The organism is Pseudomonas sp. GM25, from assembly GCF_000282255.1.
GTDB classification, from domain to species: domain Bacteria; phylum Pseudomonadota; class Gammaproteobacteria; order Pseudomonadales; family Pseudomonadaceae; genus Aquipseudomonas; species Aquipseudomonas aphyarum.
In genome coordinates this window covers 39,764-57,452 of sequence record NZ_AKJQ01000054.1, presented here as the reverse complement: position 1 = coordinate 57,452, position 17,689 = coordinate 39,764, and the positions used below count along the sequence as shown (strand labels likewise).

The following is a 17,689-nucleotide window of genomic DNA, read 5'->3' as shown; positions in this document are numbered from 1 at the left end:
AGTTTCTGATCGACGCGCGCGCCCTTGAGCGCGCCGTGCGTGGGAGATTGATTGATGTCCGCAGCTACTGCTACCCCAAGCGCCGCGACTGTCGCGCCGCAAACCTTCGAGATCCGTCCGTTCAGCGGTGCCGTCGGCGCCGAAATCATCGGCCTCGACCTGACCCGTCCGGTCAACGATGAAGACTTCGCCCGCATCCACCGCGCGCACCTCGATCACCACGTCGTGGTGTTCCGCGACCAGCGCATCACCCCGCAACAGCAGATCGATTTCAGCCGCCGCTTCGGCGTGTTGCAGATCCACGTGCTCAAGCAGTTCCTGCTGGCCAATCACCCGGAAATCCTCATCGTTTCCAACATCGTCGAGAACGGCCAGAACATCGGCCTCGGTGATGCCGGCAAATTCTGGCACTCGGATCTTTCCTATAAGGAGCTGCCGAGCCTCGGCTCGATGCTGCACGCTCAGGAGCTGCCGTCCGAAGGCGGCGACACCCTGTTCGCCGACATGCACAAAGCCTGGGACAGCCTGCCCGACGCGCTGCGCAAAGCCGTCGAAGGCCGCTCGGCTGCGCATTCCTACACCGCGCGCTACAGCGAAACCAAATTCGAAGGCAACTGGCGCCCGACCCTGACCCCGGAGCAATTGGCTCAGGTCGCCGAGGTCGTGCACCCGGTGGTCCGCACCCACCCGGAAAACGGCCGCAAGGCGTTGTTCGTCAGCGAAGGCTTTACCACCCGCATCGTCGGCCTGCCGGAAGACGAGAGCAAACAACTGCTCGACGAGCTCTACGCCCACAGCGTGCTGCCGCAGAACATCTACCGCCATCAATGGCAGCCCCACGACATGGTGTTCTGGGACAACCGCTCGCTGATCCACCTTGCCGCCGGCTGCCCCGCGCACCTGCGCCGCAAGCTGTATCGCACCACCATCCAGGGCGACGCGCCTTTCTGATTTGCCGGAGATCCGATCATGTCCAAACGTCTTCCATTCGCGCCGCTGGCAGCGGCCATCGGCCTCGGTTTCAGCCTGATCGCCGGCAGCCTGGTGGCGCCGACCGTGGCCCACGCCGAAGGTGAAATCCGTATCGCCGAACAGTTCGGTATTGTCTATCTGTTGCTCAATGTGGTGCGCGATCAGGGTCTGATCGAGAAGTACGGCAAGCAGGAAGGGCTCGACATCAAGGTCGACTGGACCCAACTGTCCGGCGGCGCGGCGGTCAACGATGCGCTGCTTTCCGGTTCCATCGACATTGCCGGCGCCGGCGTCGGGCCGCTGCTGACGATCTGGGATCGCACCCACGGCAAGCAGAACGTCAAAGCCGTGGCCTCGCTGGGCAACTTCCCGTACTACCTCGTCAGCAACAATCCCAAGGTCAAAACCATCGCCGACTTCACCGAGAAGGACCGCATTGCGGTGCCGGCGGTGGGCGTTTCGGTGCAGTCGCGTTTCCTGCAATACGCGGCGGCCAAGCAGTGGGGTGACAAGGAATTCAATCGCCTCGACAAGTACACCATCGCCGTTCCGCACCCGGACGCCACTGCGGCGTTGATCGCCGGCGGCACCGAGCTGACCGGGCACTTCTCCAACCCACCGTTCCAGGATCAGGCGCTGGAAAATCCGAACGTGCACGTGGTGCTCAACTCCTATGACGTGCTCGGCCCGAACTCGCCGACCGTGCTGTTCGCCACCGAGAAATTCCGCAACGAGAACCCGAAAACCTACAAGGCGTTCGTCGAAGCCCTGACCGAAGCCGCGCAATTTGCGCAGAACGATAAAGGCGCGGCGGCGGACACTTACATCCGCGTGACCAAGGCCAAGATCGACCGCGCCGCGTTGCTGAAAATCATCGACAACCCGCAGTTCGAATTCAGCGTCACGCCGAAAAACACCTACCCGCTCGCCGAATTCCTCTACCGCGTCGGCGCGATCAAGAACAAACCCGAATCGTGGAAGGACTACTTCTTCCAGGACGCCAAACCGCTGCAAGGGAGCTGATCGACATGAACGCCCCTTTGCAAGGCCACGCGGCCAGCAACCCGATCGCCACCGCGCAGGCGCTGCTGGCGGTCGACCAGGTCAGCCTCGAATACCGCACGCCGCAGCGCGTCGTGCGGGCCACCCACCAGGTCAGTTTCGAAGTCGATCAACAGGATCGCTTCGTGCTGCTCGGCCCGTCCGGCTGCGGTAAATCCACGTTGCTCAAAGCCGTCGCCGGGTTCATTGCGCCGTGCGAGGGCGAGATCCGTCTGCAGGGCCAGCGTGTCGACGCGCCGGGGCCAGACCGGATCGTGGTGTTTCAGGAGTTCGATCAGCTGCCACCGTGGAAAACCGTCAAACAGAACGTGATGTTTCCGCTGCTGGCCTCGCGCACGTTGAAGAAAAAGGAAGCCGAAGAGCGCGCGCTGCACTATCTGGAAAAGGTCGGCCTGGCGGCGTTCGCCGATGCCTACCCGCATACCTTGTCCGGCGGCATGAAAGCACGGGTGGCGATTGCCCGGGCGCTGGCGATGCAGCCGAAAATCCTGCTGATGGACGAACCGTTCGCCGCGCTGGACGCCCTGACCCGGCGCAAGATGCAGGAGGAATTGCTGCTGCTCTGGGAGGAGGTGCGTTTCACCTTGCTGTTCGTCACCCACTCGATTGAAGAAGCGCTGGTGGTGGGCAATCGCATCCTGCTGCTGTCGCCGCACCCGGGCCGGGTGAGGGCGGAAGTACACAGCCATCAATACGATCTGCACAGCCTCGGTGGTGTGGCGTTTCAGGAGTCGGCACGGCGTATTCACCGTTTGCTGTTCGATGAAGGGCAGTCGCCGGAAACCGAGCGCGAACTGGATTTCACCGATATCCGCATCGCTTATTGAGCCGCCTGGAGGATTGCCCGATGAGCCATTCATCATCCGTACGTCAAGAATTCGAAAACGATCTGCAACCGCTGACCAGCGTGCCGGTGGAGCGCGAACTGCCGCTCGGCCAGCGCCTGTGGCAACAGGGCTGGCTGCGCAAAAGCGTGATCCTGATTTTGCTCGCCGTGCTCTGGGAGGTGGTGGCCCGGGTGCAGAACAACGACCTGCTGCTGCCGAGCTTTTTGCAGACCAGTCATGCGCTGTATGACGGTCTGCTCAGCGGCGAACTGCTGGGCAAGGTGTGGATTTCGCTGGTGGTGCTGCTCAAGGGCTACCTGATCGGCATCGTCCTGGCCTTCGCCCTGACCACGCTGGCGGTCTCGACCCAATTAGGCCGGGACTTGCTAAGTACGCTGACCTCTATGTTCAACCCGCTGCCAGCGATTGCGCTGTTGCCGCTCGCATTGCTGTGGTTCGGCCTGGGGCAGAACAGCCTGATTTTCGTGCTGGTGCATTCGGTGCTGTGGGCATTGGCGTTGAACACTTACGCCGGGTTTCTCGGCGTCTCGGAAACCCTGCGCATGGCCGGCCGAAACTACGGATTGAAGGGCATGCGCTTCGTGCTGTTCATCCTGATTCCGGCGGCGCTGCCGTCGATCCTCGCCGGGCTGAAAATCGGCTGGGCTTTCGCTTGGCGCACCCTGATCGCCGCCGAACTGGTGTTCGGCGCCACCAGCGGCAAGGGTGGCCTGGGTTGGTACATCTTCCAGAACCGCAACGAGCTGTACACCGACAAAGTGTTTGCCGGTCTGGCCGTGGTGATCCTCATCGGCTTGCTGGTGGAGAACCTGGTGTTCGACACGCTGGAGCGGGTGACGGTGAAACGCTGGGGGATGCAGCGCTGATTTTCTGATCTGCTAGCATTGCGTGCGAATCAATCCTGATTGGTCATGAGTGCTCAGCATGCAACTCCCGGACATGAACCTGTTGGTCGCCCTCGACGCCTTGCTCGACGAGGGCAGCGTGGTCGGCGCCGCACGGCGGATGAATCTCAGTTCGGCGGCCATGAGCCGCACGTTGACGCGGATTCGCGAAGCCATTGGCGATCCGATTCTGGTGCGTGCCGGTCGCGGTCTGGTGCCGACGCCCAAGGCGCTGGAGTTGCGCGAGCAGGTGCGCGATGTGGTCGAGCAGGCGGCGCTGCTGTTTCGCTCAGCCGATGCGGTGGAACTGGGGACGTTGCGCCGGCGCTTCAGCATTCGCGCCAACGACTTCTTCGTTGGCGTGTACGGCGGCAAGCTGTTCGACACCCTCGATCAACTGGCGCCGCACTGTGAGTTGCGTTTCGTTCCCGAAGGCGACGGCGACGATGAAGCCTTGCGTGAAGGGCGGATCGATCTGAGTGTCAGCAACACCCGCCCGGTGACCCCGGAAGTCAAAATACAGAACCTGTTTTCCACCCACTTCGTCGGCCTGGTGCGCGAGGATCATCCGCTACTGGATGGCGAGATCACCGCCGAACGTTACGCCGGTTTTTCCCACATCAGCATGTCCCGCCGGGGCATTGCCCGTGGGCCTATCGACACCGCGTTGAATGCGCTGGGCCTGGAGCGGCGGGTAGCGGTGATCGCGCCGAGTTTCCATGCGGCGATGTTCGCCCTGCCGGACTCCGATCTGATCCTGCCGGTACCCAAGGAAGCGTTGCTCAGTGTACGGCGGCTGGGCTTGAAGCTGCGCTCGTTCGACCTGCCGATCCCGCTGCCGACGCTGATGCTGACCCAGGCCTGGCACCCGCGTTTCGACAAGGATCCGGCCCACCGCTGGCTGCGCGAAACCCTCAAGACCTGCTGCGACGAAACCTGGCTGGCAGCCCAACCCTGAGGATTGCGTCTGGCGCAACTATAAGCTGCCGACAAGTCAATTTTCGTCAGCCGTAAGCCTGACTAAGATGCTCCGGTATTTTTCCCTCCGGAGTTTGCTTGCATGACATCCTTGACGGTCACGGCACCGATTGCCGCTGCCGCTCCGATGGCAGCCGCGCCACCGGTGTTCGGGGCGCGGATCATCATCGGTCTGGTCGGCGTGCTGCTGGCGGTGCTGGTGTCGGGTCTCAACGAGATGGTGACCAAGGTCGCCCTGGCCGACATTCGCGGCGCCCTGAGCATCGGCTACGACGAAGGCACCTGGCTGGTCGCCAGCTACACCGCGACCTCGGTGGCGGCCATGGCGTTCGCGCCGTGGTGCTCGGTGACCTTTTCCCTGCGTCGTTTCACTCTGTGCGCCATCGGCGTGTTCACCCTGCTCGGGGTGCTTTGCCCGTTCGCCCCGAACTACGAAAGCCTGCTGCTGATGCGCATCCTGCAAGGTCTGGCCGGCGGCGCGTTGCCGCCGATGCTGATGACCGTTGCGCTGCGGTTTCTGCCGGCCAACGTCAAGCTTTACGGTCTGGCCGGTTACGCCCTGACCGCCACCTTCGGCCCCGGTCTCGGTACGCCGCTGGCCGGGTTGTGGACCGAATACTTCGGCTGGCAGTGGACGTTCTGGCAAATCATCGTGCCGTGCCTGATCGCCATGGCCGCTGTTGCGTACGGCTTGCCGCAGGATCCGTTGCGTCTGGAACGCCTCAAGTCGTTCAACTGGAAAGGCCTGCTGCTGGGCTTTCCGGCGATCTGCATGCTGGTGATCGGCCTGTTGCAGGGCAATCGCCTGGACTGGTTCGAGTCGAACCTGATCTGCGCTTTGCTCGGCGCCGGTTCGCTGTTGCTGGTGGCGTTTCTGATCAATGAATGGTCGCAGCCGATTCCGTTTTTCAAGCTACAGATGCTCGGCATTCGCAACCTGTCGTTCGCGTTGATGACGTTGGCCGGCGTGCTGGTGGTGCTGCTGGCGGTGGTACTGATTCCGTCGAGTTACCTGGCTCAGGTGCAGGGTTACCGCCCGGTACAGACCGCGCCGATCATGCTGATCGCGGCATTGCCGCAGTTGATCGCGCTGCCGCTGGTGGCGGCGTTGTGCAACTTGCGTTGGGTCGATTGCCGCTGGGTGCTCGGCATCGGTTTGAGCATGTTGACGCTGTCGTGTCTGGGTGGTTCGCAGCTGACCTCGGAATGGATTCGCGACGACTTCTATGTCCTGCAATGGCTGCAGATTTTCGGCCAGCCGATGGCGGTGTTGCCGTTGCTGATGCTGTCGACCGGCAGCATCCAGCCGCAGGACGGGCCGTTCGCTTCGGCGTGGTTCAACACCGTGAAAGGCCTGGCGGCGGTGGTCGCCACTGGCGTGATCGAGGCGCTGACCACTTCGCGCCTGCATTTTCACTCGACGATGCTGGTCGATCGCCTCGGCAACTCGCCGCTGGCCGCGAGCAACGACCCCGGCCTCGCCCATCGCCTGCACGAACAGGCGGTGGTGCTGACTTCTTCGGATCTTTATCTGTGCATGGCTGGCGTCGCGGTGGCGCTGATCCTGCTGATTTTCTGGCTGCCGACGCGGATCTTTCCGCCGCGCGCGCCGACCTGACTGGAACAGAAGGTTTTTATGACGACTCAAGCAAAGCAAAAACTCGCGGTGGCTGTGGCCGCTGCGCTGGCGGTCGGTGTGCTGGTGTATCTGGCGATGCCGGGCCTGTTCGGCAAGCGCACCCAGCAGAACACCAACGATGCATTCGTTTCTGCCGACTTCACCCTGGTGGTGCCGCGTGTGGCGGGGTTCATCAAAGAAGTGCTGGTGGAAGACAACCAGCAGGTCAAGGCCGGGCAGTTGCTGGCGCTGATCGATGACCGCGACTTGCGCGCTGCTGCCGAGGCCGCCGACGCGCAAACCCTGGTGGCCCGCGCGCAGTTGCAGAACGCCAAAGCCACCCTGGAGCGCCAGACTTCGGTGATCGCTCAGGCGCAGGCTTCGGTGGTTTCGGCCAAGGCTGAAATGGCCTTCGCCCAGCAGGAATTGAACCGCTATAACCACCTCGCAGGCGTCGGTGCCGGCACCGTGCAGAACGCGCAACAGGCGCGCACCCGGATCGATCAGGCCTCTGCGCGGCTGGACACGGCCACGGCAAAACTGGCAGCGGAACGTAAGCAGGTCGAGATTCTGACGGCGCAGCGCGATGCCGCCGAAGGCAGTTTGAAACACGCTCAGGCCGCGCTGGAAATCGCCAGTTTCGAGCTGTCCTACACGCGCATCACCGCGCCCCAGGACGGCATGATCGGCGAGCGCGCCGTGCGGGTTGGCGCCTATGTGACGCCGGGCAGCAAACTGCTGGCGGTGGTGCCGTTGAAGCAGGCCTATGTGGTCGCCAACTTCCAGGAAACCCAGCTCACCGACGTACAGCCGGGGCAGGACGTTATCGTGCGGGTCGACAGCCTTGGCGGCGAAGCCCTCACCGGCCGCGTCGAGAGTATTGCCCCGGCCACCGGCGTGACCTTCGCGGCGGTCAAACCGGACAACGCCACCGGCAACTTCACCAAGGTTGTGCAGCGGATTCCGGTGAAGGTTTTGCTGGATCCGGGCCAGCCATTGGCCGAACGCTTGCGGGTGGGGATGTCGGTGGAGGCGAGCATCGACACCGAAAGCTCGATGACGTCGGTGCGTGAGGTGACGCAGCGATGAAGCGCTTTCAGTCCATGACGGTTGTCCTGAGTCTGTCGGCGTTGGCGGCCTGCACCGTCGGCCCGGATTTCCAGAAACCCGAAGCCACGCAGATTGCCGGGTGGGCCAAACCGTCAAAAAGCGCACCCAGCCAAGCCGTCAGCGAACCCTTGAACGAGCGCTGGTGGGAAGTCTTTCACGACGCGCAACTCTCGGCCCTGACCCAGCGCGCCTTGCGCAGCAACCTTGACCTGCAACTGGCCAGCAGCCGCCTGCAACAAAGCCGCGCCGCCCGTCAGGTGATCACCGCCGACCGTTATCCGGCGACCGCCGCCACCGGCAGCTACGCCCGCAAGCGCAACAGCGGCGAAGGCCTGAACGATCCGTCCGGGCACAACGGCGATTCTGCCTTCAACCTGTGGGATGCCGGTTTCTCCGCTTCCTGGGAACTGGACTTCTGGGGCCGCGTGCGCCGGGAAACCGAAGCCGCCGATGCCAACCTCGAAGTCGCGGAAAATGATCGTCGCGGCGTGCTGTTGGCGGTACTCGCGGATACCGCGCAGAACTACATTCAGCTGCGCGGCGTGCAGAACACCCGCGCCGTCACCGAGCAGAACCTCGATGTCGCACGGCACAGCCTGAAGCTCTCGCAACTGCGCCTCAACGACGGCGTGGCCACCGATCTCGACGTCGCCGAAGCGGCCGCGCAAGTGGCAGCCATCGAATCACGGTTGCCGGCACTGGAACAACGTCAGGCGCAACTGATCAACGCCATCAGCCTGTTGATGGGCGAACCGCCGCAGGCGCTGGCGAAAGAGTTATCCACAGACGCGCCAGTGCCGCAGTCGCCGCTGACCGTCGCCATCGGCCTGCCGTCGCAACTCGCCGAGCGCCGGCCGGACATCCGCCAGGCCGAAGCCCGGTTGCATGCCGCCACCGCCAACATCGGCGTGGCCAAGGGCGATTTCTATCCGCGTATCACCCTGTCCGGCAATCTCGGCTCGCAAGCCATGCAGCTCAGTGATTTCGGTTCCTGGGGCTCTCGCGCCTTCGGCATCGGCCCGCAATTCAGCCTGCCGCTGTTCGACGGCGGCCGCCTGCGCGGCGTGCTGCAACTGCGCGAAGCCCAACAGCAGGAAGCGGCAATCGGTTATCAACAGACCGTCCTGCGCGCCTGGCACGAAATCGACGACCAACTGACCGCCTACAACGCCAGCCAGCGCCGCCGCGACAGCCTCGCCGAAGCCGTGCGCCAGAACCAGATCGCCCTGCGCACCGCGCAACAGCAATACGTCGAAGGCGTGGTCGACTTCGTCAACGTCCTCACCGTGCAAGGCGCACTGCTCGCCACCCAGGAACAATGGGTGGAAAGCTCCACCGGCGTTTCACTGGCGATGGTCGGGTTGTACCGGGCGTTGGGCGGGGGATGGGAGTCGGTGTATCCGGTGGGGGAGATGGCGCAGCGTTGAGTGTATGAGCGCAAAAAATAAAAAAACCGGCCGAGGCCGGTTTCTTTACCCCAACTGCCAGCGAACTGAATCGCTACGTATGGGGTTGAGTGCGGCGAGAGTAAGCAACGAACGATAAATCGGCAATAACGGCCCTTTGGAAAGACGCGTAGGAAACTTCCCTAAAGTTTGTAAGCGACGAAAGCGCCCACCTCGAGACGAATGATGGCCTTTCGCTTGACGCTAATCCCCGCTGTCGTAGACTCCGAGCATCCGTCAGGGAGTAACGGTTATGCGGCGTTTTCGTGATTGGGTTGTCGGATTGACCTTTGTAACGTGTGCAGTTCAGGCTCAAACGCCCGCGCCAGACGATCCGCTGCTGGATAGCGGCGGGGCGGCGAATGCGTCGGCCAGCAGTGAAGCGCGCGGTGTGTTGCGGGCGCGGGATCAGGCGACGCTGGCCAGCGAGTTGTCGGGGCGAATTGTCGAGTTGCCGTTCAGCGAGGGCGAGTCGTTCAAGAAGGGCGATACGCTGGCGCGGTTCGACTGTTCGGCCTATCAGGCCCAGTTGAATGCCGCGCAGGCCGCCAGCCGTGGCGCCGGTGAAGAGCTGGCGCACAACCGGCAACTGGCGGCGCTCAATTCCGTCGGGCGTTTCGAAGTGGCCCGGGCCGAGGCCAAGGTCAGCGAGACCCAGGCGCAATCCCAGGTTTATCAAGTCCAGGTCAAACGCTGCAGCGTGGTCGCGCCGTTCGACGGGCAAGTGGTCGAACGCAAGGTGCAGCGTTATGAAAGCGTGCCGGCCGGTGCGCCGCTGCTCGATGTGGTCGACAACCGCACCCTGGAAATCCATCTGTTGGTGCCGTCGCGCTGGATGGCCAGGCTCAAGCCCGGTCAGTCGTTCAGCTTCGTGCCCGATGAAACCGGTCAGCCGATCGACGCCACGGTCAAACGCCTCGGTGCGCGGATCGATGAAGGCAGCCAGACCCTGTTGCTGGTCGCCACACTCCCCGAAGCCAAAGGCCTGCTCGCCGGCATGAGCGGCACCGCGCGCTTTCCGGAGCTTAAGTGAACGCCCCGGTGAGCGGCGCCGCCGAGCAAGTATTCGCGCGGTTTCTCGATCTCGAACGGCAGACCCGCGCCGCCCAAGACATTTCGCAACTGGCCTACAGCCTGGTCAATGACGGCCAGTCGCTGTTCGGTTTCCGCCATGCGGCGCTGTTGATCGCCGGCAAGGTGCAGGCGGTGACCGGGGTCAGCGCGGTGGAGCCGAATGCGCCGTTCGTTGCGTTCGTCGAGCAGGCTGTGGCGCAGTTGTTCAAGCAGGATGTGCTGAAACAGGCGCGGGTGATCTCGACGGAAATGGTCGGCGAATCGATCCAGGCCGACTGGCGCAGTCTGTCGGCCATGCAAGTGTTCTGGCTGCCGTTGATCGACCGTCAGGGTCAGGTGTTCGGCGGTTTGTGGCTGGCCCGTGATCTGCCGTGGAACCCTTCTGAACAAGTGTTGCTGTCGCAATTGGGCGACACCTACAGCCATGCCTGGCTGGCGTTGCAGCCGCGCAAGCCATGGCGGCTGCGCTGGACCCGCAAACGTCAGGTGGCGCTGGTCGCGGTGTTGTTGCTCGGGCTGTTGATCCCGGTGCGCCAGTCGGTGCTGGCGCCCGCCGAAGTGGTGCCTCAGGGCGGGCGCGTTGTCGCCGCACCGCTGGACGGGGTGATCGCCGAGTTTCTGGTCAAACCCAACCAGAGCGTGAAAACCGGTGATTTGTTGCTGCGCTTTGAAAGCACGACGCTGAAGGCTCAGGCCGATGTTGCCGAGCGTGCGCTCGGGGTCGCCGAAGCGGAACTCAAAGCCAATTCCCAGCGCTCGTTCGTTGATGCTGAATCCAGCTCCCGGGTCGATCTGCTGGCCGCCCGCGCCGAACAGAAGCGCGCCGAACGCGACTACGCCCGCGAACTGCTCAACCGCAGCGAAGTGCGCGCCGAGCGTGACGGCATTGCGGTGTTCGCCGATGCCGAGCGCTGGACCGGCAAACCGGTGCAGACCGGCGAACGGCTGATGGAAATCGCCGACCCGAGCCAGGCCGAACTGCGTATCGAGCTGGCCGTGGGCGACGCCATCTCACTGGAGCCGGGCGCCGAAGTCGCGCTGTTTCTCGACAGCGATCCGCTGCAACGCCACCTCGCCACCCTCGAACGTTCGGCCTACGAGGCGCAGCCCACCGCCGGCGGGCAATTGGCCTATCGGCTGGACGCCAATTTCGCCGACGCCCCGCCGCGTATCGGCCTGCGCGGCACCGCCAAAATTTTCGGCGACCGCGCGCCGCTGGCCTTGTACCTGCTGCGGCGTCCGCTCGCCGGGCTGCGTCAGAGCGTAGGCCTGTAAATGACCCTGCCGAGCCTGCGTGCCGACCTGCAATTGTCGCCCGCGGCGCCTGCATTGGACGGTTCGCCGCGCTGGACCCTGGCCGACCCGGTGCGCGGGCGCTACTTCAAACTCGGCGCGGCGGCCATGCGCCTGTTGCGCCACTGGTCGCTGGGCGATCCCGAACAAGTGCTGCGCGCCGCCAACCGTGAACCGGGTTTGCCTCTGGACGGCAACGAGCTGGCGCAACTGCTGGAGTTCCTGCGCGGTCACGACCTGATCAGTGCCCTCGACGAGCAACAGCGCGCCAGTTATCGGCTCAAGGCCCTCGTACAACGCCAGAGCCTGTGGAAAATCCTGCTGCATCAATACCTGTTCTTCCGCATTCCACTGTGGCGCCCGGACGCTTTTCTCAACCGTGCCTGGCCGTGGCTGGAACGCTTCGGTCCCAAGGTTTTGCGCTACGGCCTGCCGGCGACGCTGGCACTCGGGGTGTTTCTGGTGTCGCGGGACTGGCAGCGGTTCGTCGGCACCTTTCCGCATCTGTTCAGCCTGGGCGGCGCGATCGCGTTCGGCATCGCGCTGTTCTTCGCCAAGCTCTGTCACGAGTTCGGTCATGCGTTCATGGCCAAGCGCGCCGGGTGTCGGGTGCAAAGCATGGGCGTGGCGTTCATGGTCTTGCTGCCGATGTTCTACACCGATGTCAGCGATGCCTGGCGAGTCAATGACCGACGTGCGCGACTGCTGATCGGTGCCGGTGGCGTGCTGGCGGAATTGTTGCTGGCGAGCCTTGCGCTGCTGGTCTGGTCGTTCCTGCCGGACGGGCCCGGTCGCACGGCGGCGTTCATGCTCGCCAGCGCGACGTGGATCACCACGCTGGTGGTCAATCTGAACCCGTTCATGCGCTTCGATGGTTACTTTCTGCTCAGCGACTTATGGGAAGTCGACAACCTGCAGGGCCGGGCGTTTGCCCTGTGTCGCTGGCGGTTGCGGGAGTTTCTGTTCGGCTATGGCGCTCCGGCGCCGGAGCCTTGGTCGCCGACGATGCAGCGGCGTTTGCTGATCTGGGGGTATGGCTCGTGGTTATGGCGTGCGGCGTTGTTTTTCGGGATCGCGCTGGCGGTCTATCACTTGTTCTTCAAGGTGTTGGGGATCTTCCTGATGCTGGTGGAACTGGTGTGGTTCATCTTTCTGCCGATCATGAGTGAGTGGCGCCAGTGGTGGAGCCGCCGCGAACAGGCTCACGGTCCCCGGGTATTGCTCAGCAGTCTGGCGGTACTCGGCCTGTTGCTGGTGCTGATCGTGCCGTGGCGCAGCTCGGTGGAATTGCCGACGATGCTCGAGGGCGGTCGCGCCAGTGCCTTGCACGCGCCGACGGCGGCGCGGGTCAAAGCCGTGAAGGTGGCGGATGGTCAGACCGTGGCTCAGGGCGACGTGCTGATCGAGCTGGAATCACCCGATCTCGATTCGCGGCAGGCCATCGTCCGCCGGGAAATCCGCATCCAGCAATTGCTGATGCGCCGTCAGGCTGGCCGCAGTGAGACCGCTGCCGACGCCGGCATCGTCGAGCAACGCCTTGCCGAAGCGGTGGCGGAATACAGTGGCCTGACTGCTCAACGTGAACGCCTTTTGTTGCGCGCACCTCATGCCGGCACCGTGCGTGACCTGCTGCCGAACCTGACGTCGGGCCGCTGGCTGTCGAGCAAGGACGCGCTGGCGCGGGTGGTCGAGGACGGCACGCGACTGCGCGGTTACCTGCCCGAAGCCGAACTGTGGCGGGTCAAGCCCGGCGCCACCGGGCGGTTTATCGCCGACGACCCGATGCATGCCGCCATCGCGGTGCAACTCAATGAAATCGACACCAACGGTGTGGCCTATGTCGATCAGGAAGCGCTGACTTCCGATCACCACGGGCCGATTGCCGTGCGCCGCGATCAGCAGCAACGGGCAGAACCGGTGCAGGCGCAATACGGCGTGCGTTTGACTACGCTGGATCAGGCACCGACCCCGGTGCAGCCGCTGCGCGGCGTGGTGGTGTTGCAGGGCAGCGGCGAATCGGTGCTCGGCGTGGCCTGGCGCCGGATGGCGGCGCTGGGGGTCAGGGAAAGCGGTTTCTAGGGAGCATGAAGATGACGGAAAACCTGGCGGCGGACGGATTGGTGGTGCGGCCTTCGCGGGCGACTGACGGCCCCTTTCTGCACAGCCTGTATCAATCGGCGCGGCCGGATCTGCAATGGATCGACGGCGAGCAGGAACAGGTGCAGCAAATCGTTGCCCAGCAGTTTCAGGTGCAGGAGCAGGGCATGGGTGAAAATCATCCGAATGCCATGCACTACATCGTGGAAAAACTCGGCACATCCATCGGCGCACTCAGCACCGATTTCGGCGTCAATGAAATCCGCGTGTTATACCTCGCCTTCATTCCCCAGGCCCGGGGCAAGGGTTACGGACGAACCGTGTTGCAAGGCGTGCAAAAAGCCGCGCAGCAAGTGCGCTGCCCGGTGGCGACGGTGGTCTGGGCCAACAACCCCCATGCGCGCCAGCATTACCTGGCGCTGGGGTTTGCCGTGGAAGAGCGCAATCCGGCGGCGGAGCGGTTGGTGTGGTACCCGCAGTGAGGCGGGATCTCAGTTGAAGGAAATGCAGAAATAACCCAGTTGCGGATCCCGGCCCATCGCCGGCACCCGCGACACGAAAATGTCCTCCACCCGGCCGAGTTCCGGCAGCTCCAGCGCGCATAAACCGTCGACGAACCCGGTCGGCACCAGGCTGTTGAATTCGAGACAGAAGGGCATGCGTTCGCTGTAGCGGGTTTTCGCGGCGGGGACCTCATCAAGGTGCTCGATCCGAATCGGCAATGCCGTGCCATCGGGCAGGTGCAGCGTGCGTTGTTGTCCGAGCAACGGCTGGACGTGTTGAATCTGAACCGCTTGCAGCATGGTCTGACTCCAGTGAAAAAAGAACGGCCGGGGGCGGTGAAGCCCCCGGCGTTTGATCAGTTGCGCGACGGGAACAGGCCGTTCAGGGCAACGCTGAAGTTGAGGACCAGGGCCGGGTTCAAGACTTGCAGTGGCTGACTGCCGCCGGTGGAGGAAATGTCCCCGGTGACGGTGGTGGTCACGCCCTTGAGTGGCACCGGTGTGGCGCCTTGGGCGTCGGAGTAAATGTTCGCCGAACCAGGGCCGCCGCCGGACGCGCCGAGGTACGAGTTGGTGGCGGTCGGCACCGTCGCCGGATTGCTGGCGGGTACGGCCAGCGACAAGGCCGTGTTGGCCGTGAGCCCGGTCATCGCGTGAGTGTGGTTGGGCATGTTGGCGATGGTGGCGGTGACGCTTTCGGTGCCGTACACCTGACCGATGACGCGCGGTGTCAGGCCCAGTCCGGTGCCTTGTGCGACGGCCACGCGACCTTGCAGGTTGGGCAGTTGAAAGTTGGTCGTGCCATTGCCGCCGTAGTAAGTGCCCAGCAAGGCGAACAGCGCCTGGTATTGCGAGATGCCCAGGATTTGCCCGTTGCACAAGGCCCAGCCACTCGGGGCGAAGTTGAAGGCGAACGGTTGAATCGTACCCATAAAGACTTCCATGGTTCCTCATCCTTCTGTTGTGTGGTCGGCGCGCCGCGCGGTCGCCCTTGTTGTCGGGCCGGTCGAAACGTTTTGCTGACTCCTTCCTTTTGCGCGGGCAGGTCACGCCAAGCCGTAGCGTAGACCCGGATCGACGGACTTGCCGGACGTCGTCACGGCCGCGCGTCGACTTCGGCGCTGGCCTACAGTGTTCGCAGTCAATGACGCAAATCGAGTTCGCAAAAAACGCTGAGGGGAGGTTGATGGAGGTCCTTCGCGAGACACCGCTGGGGGATACCCAGGACCCGTTCGCTGCACCGAATGCCGGTGTCCGGCGCCTGTTGCGCTGGGCGCGCGAGCACTGGTTGATACCGATCCTGTTGCTGGCCACCGTGGTGCGCTTTTATGACCTGACCGCTGCCGCGATCTGGGGCGATGAAGGTTCGAGCCTGCTGCTGGCGCGCTATTCGCTGGGCGGGATCTGGACACACGCCGCGTTCGACGTGCACCCGCCGCTGTATTTCATGCTGCTGCACGGCTGGATCGGCGTGTTCGGCGACGGCCTGCTGGCCATTCGCAGTTTCAGTGCGCTGGCCGGCATCGCCACGGTCGGGCTCGGCGTGAGCCTGGTCGACCGGCTGGCCACCCGCCGCGCCGCAATCATCGCCGGGGTGTTGCTGGCGCTGCTGCCGACGGCGGTGCGCTACAGCCAGGAAGTGCGCATGTATGCGTTGCTTGGCTTGCTGCTGATCGGCGCGACGCTGGTGCTGGTCAAGTGGATCCGGCGCCCGCAGCGTCACCGCTATCTGTTGATCTACGCGCTGCTGATGACGGCGGCGTTGTACACCCACTATTTCGCCGTGCTGGCGGCGCTGAGCCATTGGCTGTATCTGGGGCTGATCCGGCTGTTGCCGGGTTATCGCCTGAAGCATCTCCAGCGCAAAGACTGGTGGCTGGCCAATCTGGCCATCGTCGTGCTCTACCTGCCGTGGTTGCCGAACCTGATTGACCTGCTGCAACACATGGACGCGCTCAAGGCCGGCGGCGATGTGGGCTGGGAAGATCCGGTGACCCTGTCTTCGCTGCCGTCGATGATCTGGCTGTGGCTGATCCAGGATGAGGGCGAGCAGTTGCCGTTGCTGCTGTTCGGCGGTGTGCCGCTGGCCTTGCTGGTGCTGGCGGCTGTCGCCGTCGCCCGGGATCGCAGCGTGAACCATGGCAGCGTCCTGCTGGCGGTCTACACCGGCGTGCCGTTGTTGCTGGTGTTCGCCGTGTCCTTCGTCACGCCGGTGTTCATCGAGCGTTACCTGACCGCCTACGCGCTGGGCCTGCCGATGCTGGCAGCGCTGGCCATCGACCGGCTCTACACCAGCGTGCGCGTGATGGCGGTGGCGGTGCTGCTGTCGCTGGTCGGGGTCGAGATGATCGGGTTGAACAACAACGCCACGGTCGATCGCAACGATCAGTTCAACGTCATGGTCGATTACGTCAACCGCCACTTCACCAGCGGCGACCGGATCGTTACCAGCGACATGCTCTGGTACCTCAGTTACGTCTATTACAACCGTACAGACGCTCAAGTCCGGCTGTTTACGCCGCCCACCGTCGAGGGGCGCTCGACCCGCCCGAACCACTACGGCTTTGGCACGCTGGTGTCCGATGGGGTTTATCTGGATCGGTTGGGAGACCTGCCGAAGGACAGTGCCCGGGTCTGGTTGATTGGTGATCTGGACGTGGAAGTACCCGATCCATTTCTGCCCCTGCCTGCGACCTGGCAGCTGCGGGACCAGGTGCAGGCGGGCGGGGCGAAAGCGCGACTTTTTTCGTTGCAGGCGCCCAATGGATCGGGAGAAAACTGACTTAAACGCTTCACCATTTTATTCGCGATAAATACGAGGTTTTTAAGTCCGTTTTGCTCTGTTTTGATATCAAAACACTACTAGTCGAAAGGGTATTGTTGGACTACGCTCGTGGGACAAAAGGACTTACAAATACGGTGAAGGGATTGCAGCAGTTCCACTTTATCTCCGGCTTGCCGCGCTCAGGTTCTACCCTCCTTTCTGCAATCCTCCTGCAGAACCCGCGCTTTCATGCCGGCATGACCAGTCCGGTTGGCGCGCTGTTCGCCGGGGTCCTTGAACAATGCAGTGCCGGCAGTGAATTCGGCGCGGTGATCGACACCGACATGCGCCGCCGCCTGTTGCGCGGCCTGTTCGATTCCTACTACGCCGACAAGGCCGCCAAACCGGTGGTGTTCGACACAAACCGCCAGTGGTCCGCGCGACTGCCGGCCATCAACGACCTGTTCCCTCAAGCCAAGGTCATCGCCTGTGTGCGCAACGTCGCCTGGGTGATGGACAGCCTCGAGCGGCTGTACCGCGCCAATCCTTTTGAAAACACCAAACTGTTCGGCGATGCGGTCGAGCGCAACACTGTCTACAGCCGCTGCGAGACTTTGGCTCAGCGCAATCGTTTGGTGGGTTTCGCCTGGGCGGCGCTCAAGGAAGCCTATTACGGCGAGCACGCCGATTCGCTGCTGATCGTCGATTACGACCTGCTGACCCAGGCCCCGGAGCGGGTGCTGCGGCTGGTCTACGACTTCATCGGCGAACCCTGGTTCGAGCACGATTTCGAGCACCTGGCCTATGACGCGCCGGAGTTCGACCAGGCCCTGGGCGTGGCCGGCCTGCACAAGGTCAAGCCCAAGGTCGCCCTTGAGTCGCGGCGCACGATTCTGCCGCCGGACCTGTTCAAGCAATACGCCGATTTGTCCTTCTGGCTCGATGGCTCAGCCAGCGCTGCCAATGTCATTCGTATGAAGTCCGACGCCGCGATCAGCTGATCGCGGCGTTTTTCATTGATGCGTCAACAACTGTGTTCGA

The 17,689-nt window shown here is 63.4% G+C and carries 16 protein-coding genes; 14 read left to right on the top strand and 2 right to left on the bottom strand.

What is annotated here, in order from left to right:
• Nucleotides 1-54: 54 nt before the first annotated feature.
• The 12 genes from PMI24_RS21740 to PMI24_RS21685 all read left to right on the top strand — a co-directional run bounded on the left by PMI24_RS21740 (nt 55) and on the right by PMI24_RS21685 (nt 13,863).
• The gene (locus tag PMI24_RS21740; RefSeq protein ID WP_007957724.1) at nt 55-951 is read left to right on the top strand and encodes a TauD/TfdA dioxygenase family protein; all 897 of its coding nucleotides are present in this window, start codon (nt 55-57) and stop codon (nt 949-951) included.
• An 18-nt stretch (nt 952-969) separates the two neighbouring features.
• Nucleotides 970-1,995: an ABC transporter substrate-binding protein gene (locus PMI24_RS21735; protein WP_007957722.1), complete on the top strand. Its 1,026-nt coding sequence runs from the start codon at nt 970-972 to the stop codon at nt 1,993-1,995.
• Between the two features lie 5 nt (nt 1,996-2,000).
• Nucleotides 2,001-2,861 carry an ABC transporter ATP-binding protein gene (locus tag PMI24_RS21730; RefSeq protein WP_007957720.1) on the top strand — a complete coding sequence of 287 codons (861 nt, stop codon included), beginning with the start codon at nt 2,001-2,003 and terminating at the stop codon, nt 2,859-2,861.
• Between the two features lie 20 nt (nt 2,862-2,881).
• Nucleotides 2,882-3,748 carry an ABC transporter permease gene (locus PMI24_RS21725; protein WP_007957718.1) on the top strand — a complete coding sequence of 289 codons (867 nt, stop codon included), beginning with the start codon at nt 2,882-2,884 and terminating at the stop codon, nt 3,746-3,748.
• A gap of 58 nt (nt 3,749-3,806) precedes the next feature.
• Nucleotides 3,807-4,724, top strand: coding sequence for a LysR family transcriptional regulator (locus tag PMI24_RS21720; RefSeq protein ID WP_007957716.1), 918 nt, complete (start codon nt 3,807-3,809; stop codon nt 4,722-4,724).
• A 102-nt stretch (nt 4,725-4,826) separates the two neighbouring features.
• Nucleotides 4,827-6,362, top strand: coding sequence for an MFS transporter (locus PMI24_RS21715; protein ID WP_007957705.1), 1,536 nt, complete (start codon nt 4,827-4,829; stop codon nt 6,360-6,362).
• A gap of 18 nt (nt 6,363-6,380) precedes the next feature.
• Nucleotides 6,381-7,451: an HlyD family secretion protein gene (locus PMI24_RS21710; protein WP_007957704.1), complete on the top strand. Its 1,071-nt coding sequence runs from the start codon at nt 6,381-6,383 to the stop codon at nt 7,449-7,451.
• Complete coding sequence (locus PMI24_RS21705; RefSeq protein ID WP_007957703.1) at nt 7,448-8,899, top strand: efflux transporter outer membrane subunit; 1,452 nt, start codon at nt 7,448-7,450, stop codon at nt 8,897-8,899. Before PMI24_RS21710 ends, PMI24_RS21705 begins: the two co-directional genes overlap by 4 nt.
• A gap of 271 nt (nt 8,900-9,170) precedes the next feature.
• Nucleotides 9,171-9,950, top strand: coding sequence for an efflux RND transporter periplasmic adaptor subunit (locus PMI24_RS21700; RefSeq protein WP_007957702.1), 780 nt, complete (start codon nt 9,171-9,173; stop codon nt 9,948-9,950).
• On the top strand, nt 9,947-11,266 hold the full coding sequence (locus tag PMI24_RS21695) for an efflux RND transporter periplasmic adaptor subunit (protein ID WP_007957701.1): 1,320 nt from the start codon (nt 9,947-9,949) through the stop codon (nt 11,264-11,266). Before PMI24_RS21700 ends, PMI24_RS21695 begins: the two co-directional genes overlap by 4 nt.
• On the top strand, nt 11,267-13,363 hold the full coding sequence (locus tag PMI24_RS21690) for an HlyD family efflux transporter periplasmic adaptor subunit (protein ID WP_007957700.1): 2,097 nt from the start codon (nt 11,267-11,269) through the stop codon (nt 13,361-13,363).
• Nucleotides 13,364-13,374: 11 nt separating this feature from the next.
• The gene (locus PMI24_RS21685) at nt 13,375-13,863 is read left to right on the top strand and encodes a GNAT family N-acetyltransferase (RefSeq protein WP_007957698.1); all 489 of its coding nucleotides are present in this window, start codon (nt 13,375-13,377) and stop codon (nt 13,861-13,863) included.
• Nucleotides 13,864-13,872: 9 nt separating this feature from the next.
• Here PMI24_RS21685 and PMI24_RS21680 read toward each other — a convergent pair whose 3' ends face one another.
• Nucleotides 13,873-14,184: a DUF6916 family protein gene (locus PMI24_RS21680; protein ID WP_007957696.1), complete on the bottom strand. Its 312-nt coding sequence runs from the start codon at nt 14,182-14,184 to the stop codon at nt 13,873-13,875.
• 56 nt (nt 14,185-14,240) lie between these two features.
• Nucleotides 14,241-14,828 carry a phage tail protein gene (locus PMI24_RS21675; protein WP_007957694.1) on the bottom strand — a complete coding sequence of 196 codons (588 nt, stop codon included), beginning with the start codon at nt 14,826-14,828 and terminating at the stop codon, nt 14,241-14,243.
• A 242-nt stretch (nt 14,829-15,070) separates the two neighbouring features.
• On the opposite strand from PMI24_RS21675, the gene PMI24_RS21670 reads away from it, so the two are divergent.
• Together PMI24_RS21670 and PMI24_RS21665 are read left to right on the top strand one after the other, a co-directional pair.
• Nucleotides 15,071-16,666, top strand: a complete 1,596-nt coding sequence (locus tag PMI24_RS21670) for a glycosyltransferase family 39 protein (RefSeq protein WP_007957687.1) — start codon at nt 15,071-15,073, stop codon at nt 16,664-16,666.
• 137 nt (nt 16,667-16,803) lie between these two features.
• Nucleotides 16,804-17,649 carry a sulfotransferase family protein gene (locus tag PMI24_RS21665; protein WP_007957686.1) on the top strand — a complete coding sequence of 282 codons (846 nt, stop codon included), beginning with the start codon at nt 16,804-16,806 and terminating at the stop codon, nt 17,647-17,649.
• The last annotated feature ends 40 nt before the right edge of the window (nt 17,650-17,689 follow it).

What these genes read in the sequence shown, in the direction of transcription:
- PMI24_RS21685 (WP_007957698.1), top strand. Translation starts at nt 13,375, where the DNA reads ATGACGGAAAACCTGGCGGCGGACGGATTGGTGGTGCGGCCTTCGCGG.
- PMI24_RS21725 (WP_007957718.1), top strand. Translation starts at nt 2,882, where the DNA reads ATGAGCCATTCATCATCCGTACGTCAAGAATTCGAAAACGATCTGCAA.
- PMI24_RS21735 (WP_007957722.1), top strand. Translation starts at nt 970, where the DNA reads ATGTCCAAACGTCTTCCATTCGCGCCGCTGGCAGCGGCCATCGGCCTC.
- PMI24_RS21710 (WP_007957704.1), top strand. Translation starts at nt 6,381, where the DNA reads ATGACGACTCAAGCAAAGCAAAAACTCGCGGTGGCTGTGGCCGCTGCG.
- PMI24_RS21740 (WP_007957724.1), top strand. Translation starts at nt 55, where the DNA reads ATGTCCGCAGCTACTGCTACCCCAAGCGCCGCGACTGTCGCGCCGCAA.
- PMI24_RS21730 (WP_007957720.1), top strand. Translation starts at nt 2,001, where the DNA reads ATGAACGCCCCTTTGCAAGGCCACGCGGCCAGCAACCCGATCGCCACC.
- PMI24_RS21720 (WP_007957716.1), top strand. Translation starts at nt 3,807, where the DNA reads ATGCAACTCCCGGACATGAACCTGTTGGTCGCCCTCGACGCCTTGCTC.
- PMI24_RS21670 (WP_007957687.1), top strand. Translation starts at nt 15,071, where the DNA reads ATGGAGGTCCTTCGCGAGACACCGCTGGGGGATACCCAGGACCCGTTC.
- PMI24_RS21700 (WP_007957702.1), top strand. Translation starts at nt 9,171, where the DNA reads ATGCGGCGTTTTCGTGATTGGGTTGTCGGATTGACCTTTGTAACGTGT.
- PMI24_RS21715 (WP_007957705.1), top strand. Translation starts at nt 4,827, where the DNA reads ATGACATCCTTGACGGTCACGGCACCGATTGCCGCTGCCGCTCCGATG.
- PMI24_RS21675 (WP_007957694.1), bottom strand. Translation starts at nt 14,828, where the DNA reads ATGGAAGTCTTTATGGGTACGATTCAACCGTTCGCCTTCAACTTCGCC.
- PMI24_RS21690 (WP_007957700.1), top strand. Translation starts at nt 11,267, where the DNA reads ATGACCCTGCCGAGCCTGCGTGCCGACCTGCAATTGTCGCCCGCGGCG.
- PMI24_RS21680 (WP_007957696.1), bottom strand. Translation starts at nt 14,184, where the DNA reads ATGCTGCAAGCGGTTCAGATTCAACACGTCCAGCCGTTGCTCGGACAA.
- PMI24_RS21705 (WP_007957703.1), top strand. Translation starts at nt 7,448, where the DNA reads ATGAAGCGCTTTCAGTCCATGACGGTTGTCCTGAGTCTGTCGGCGTTG.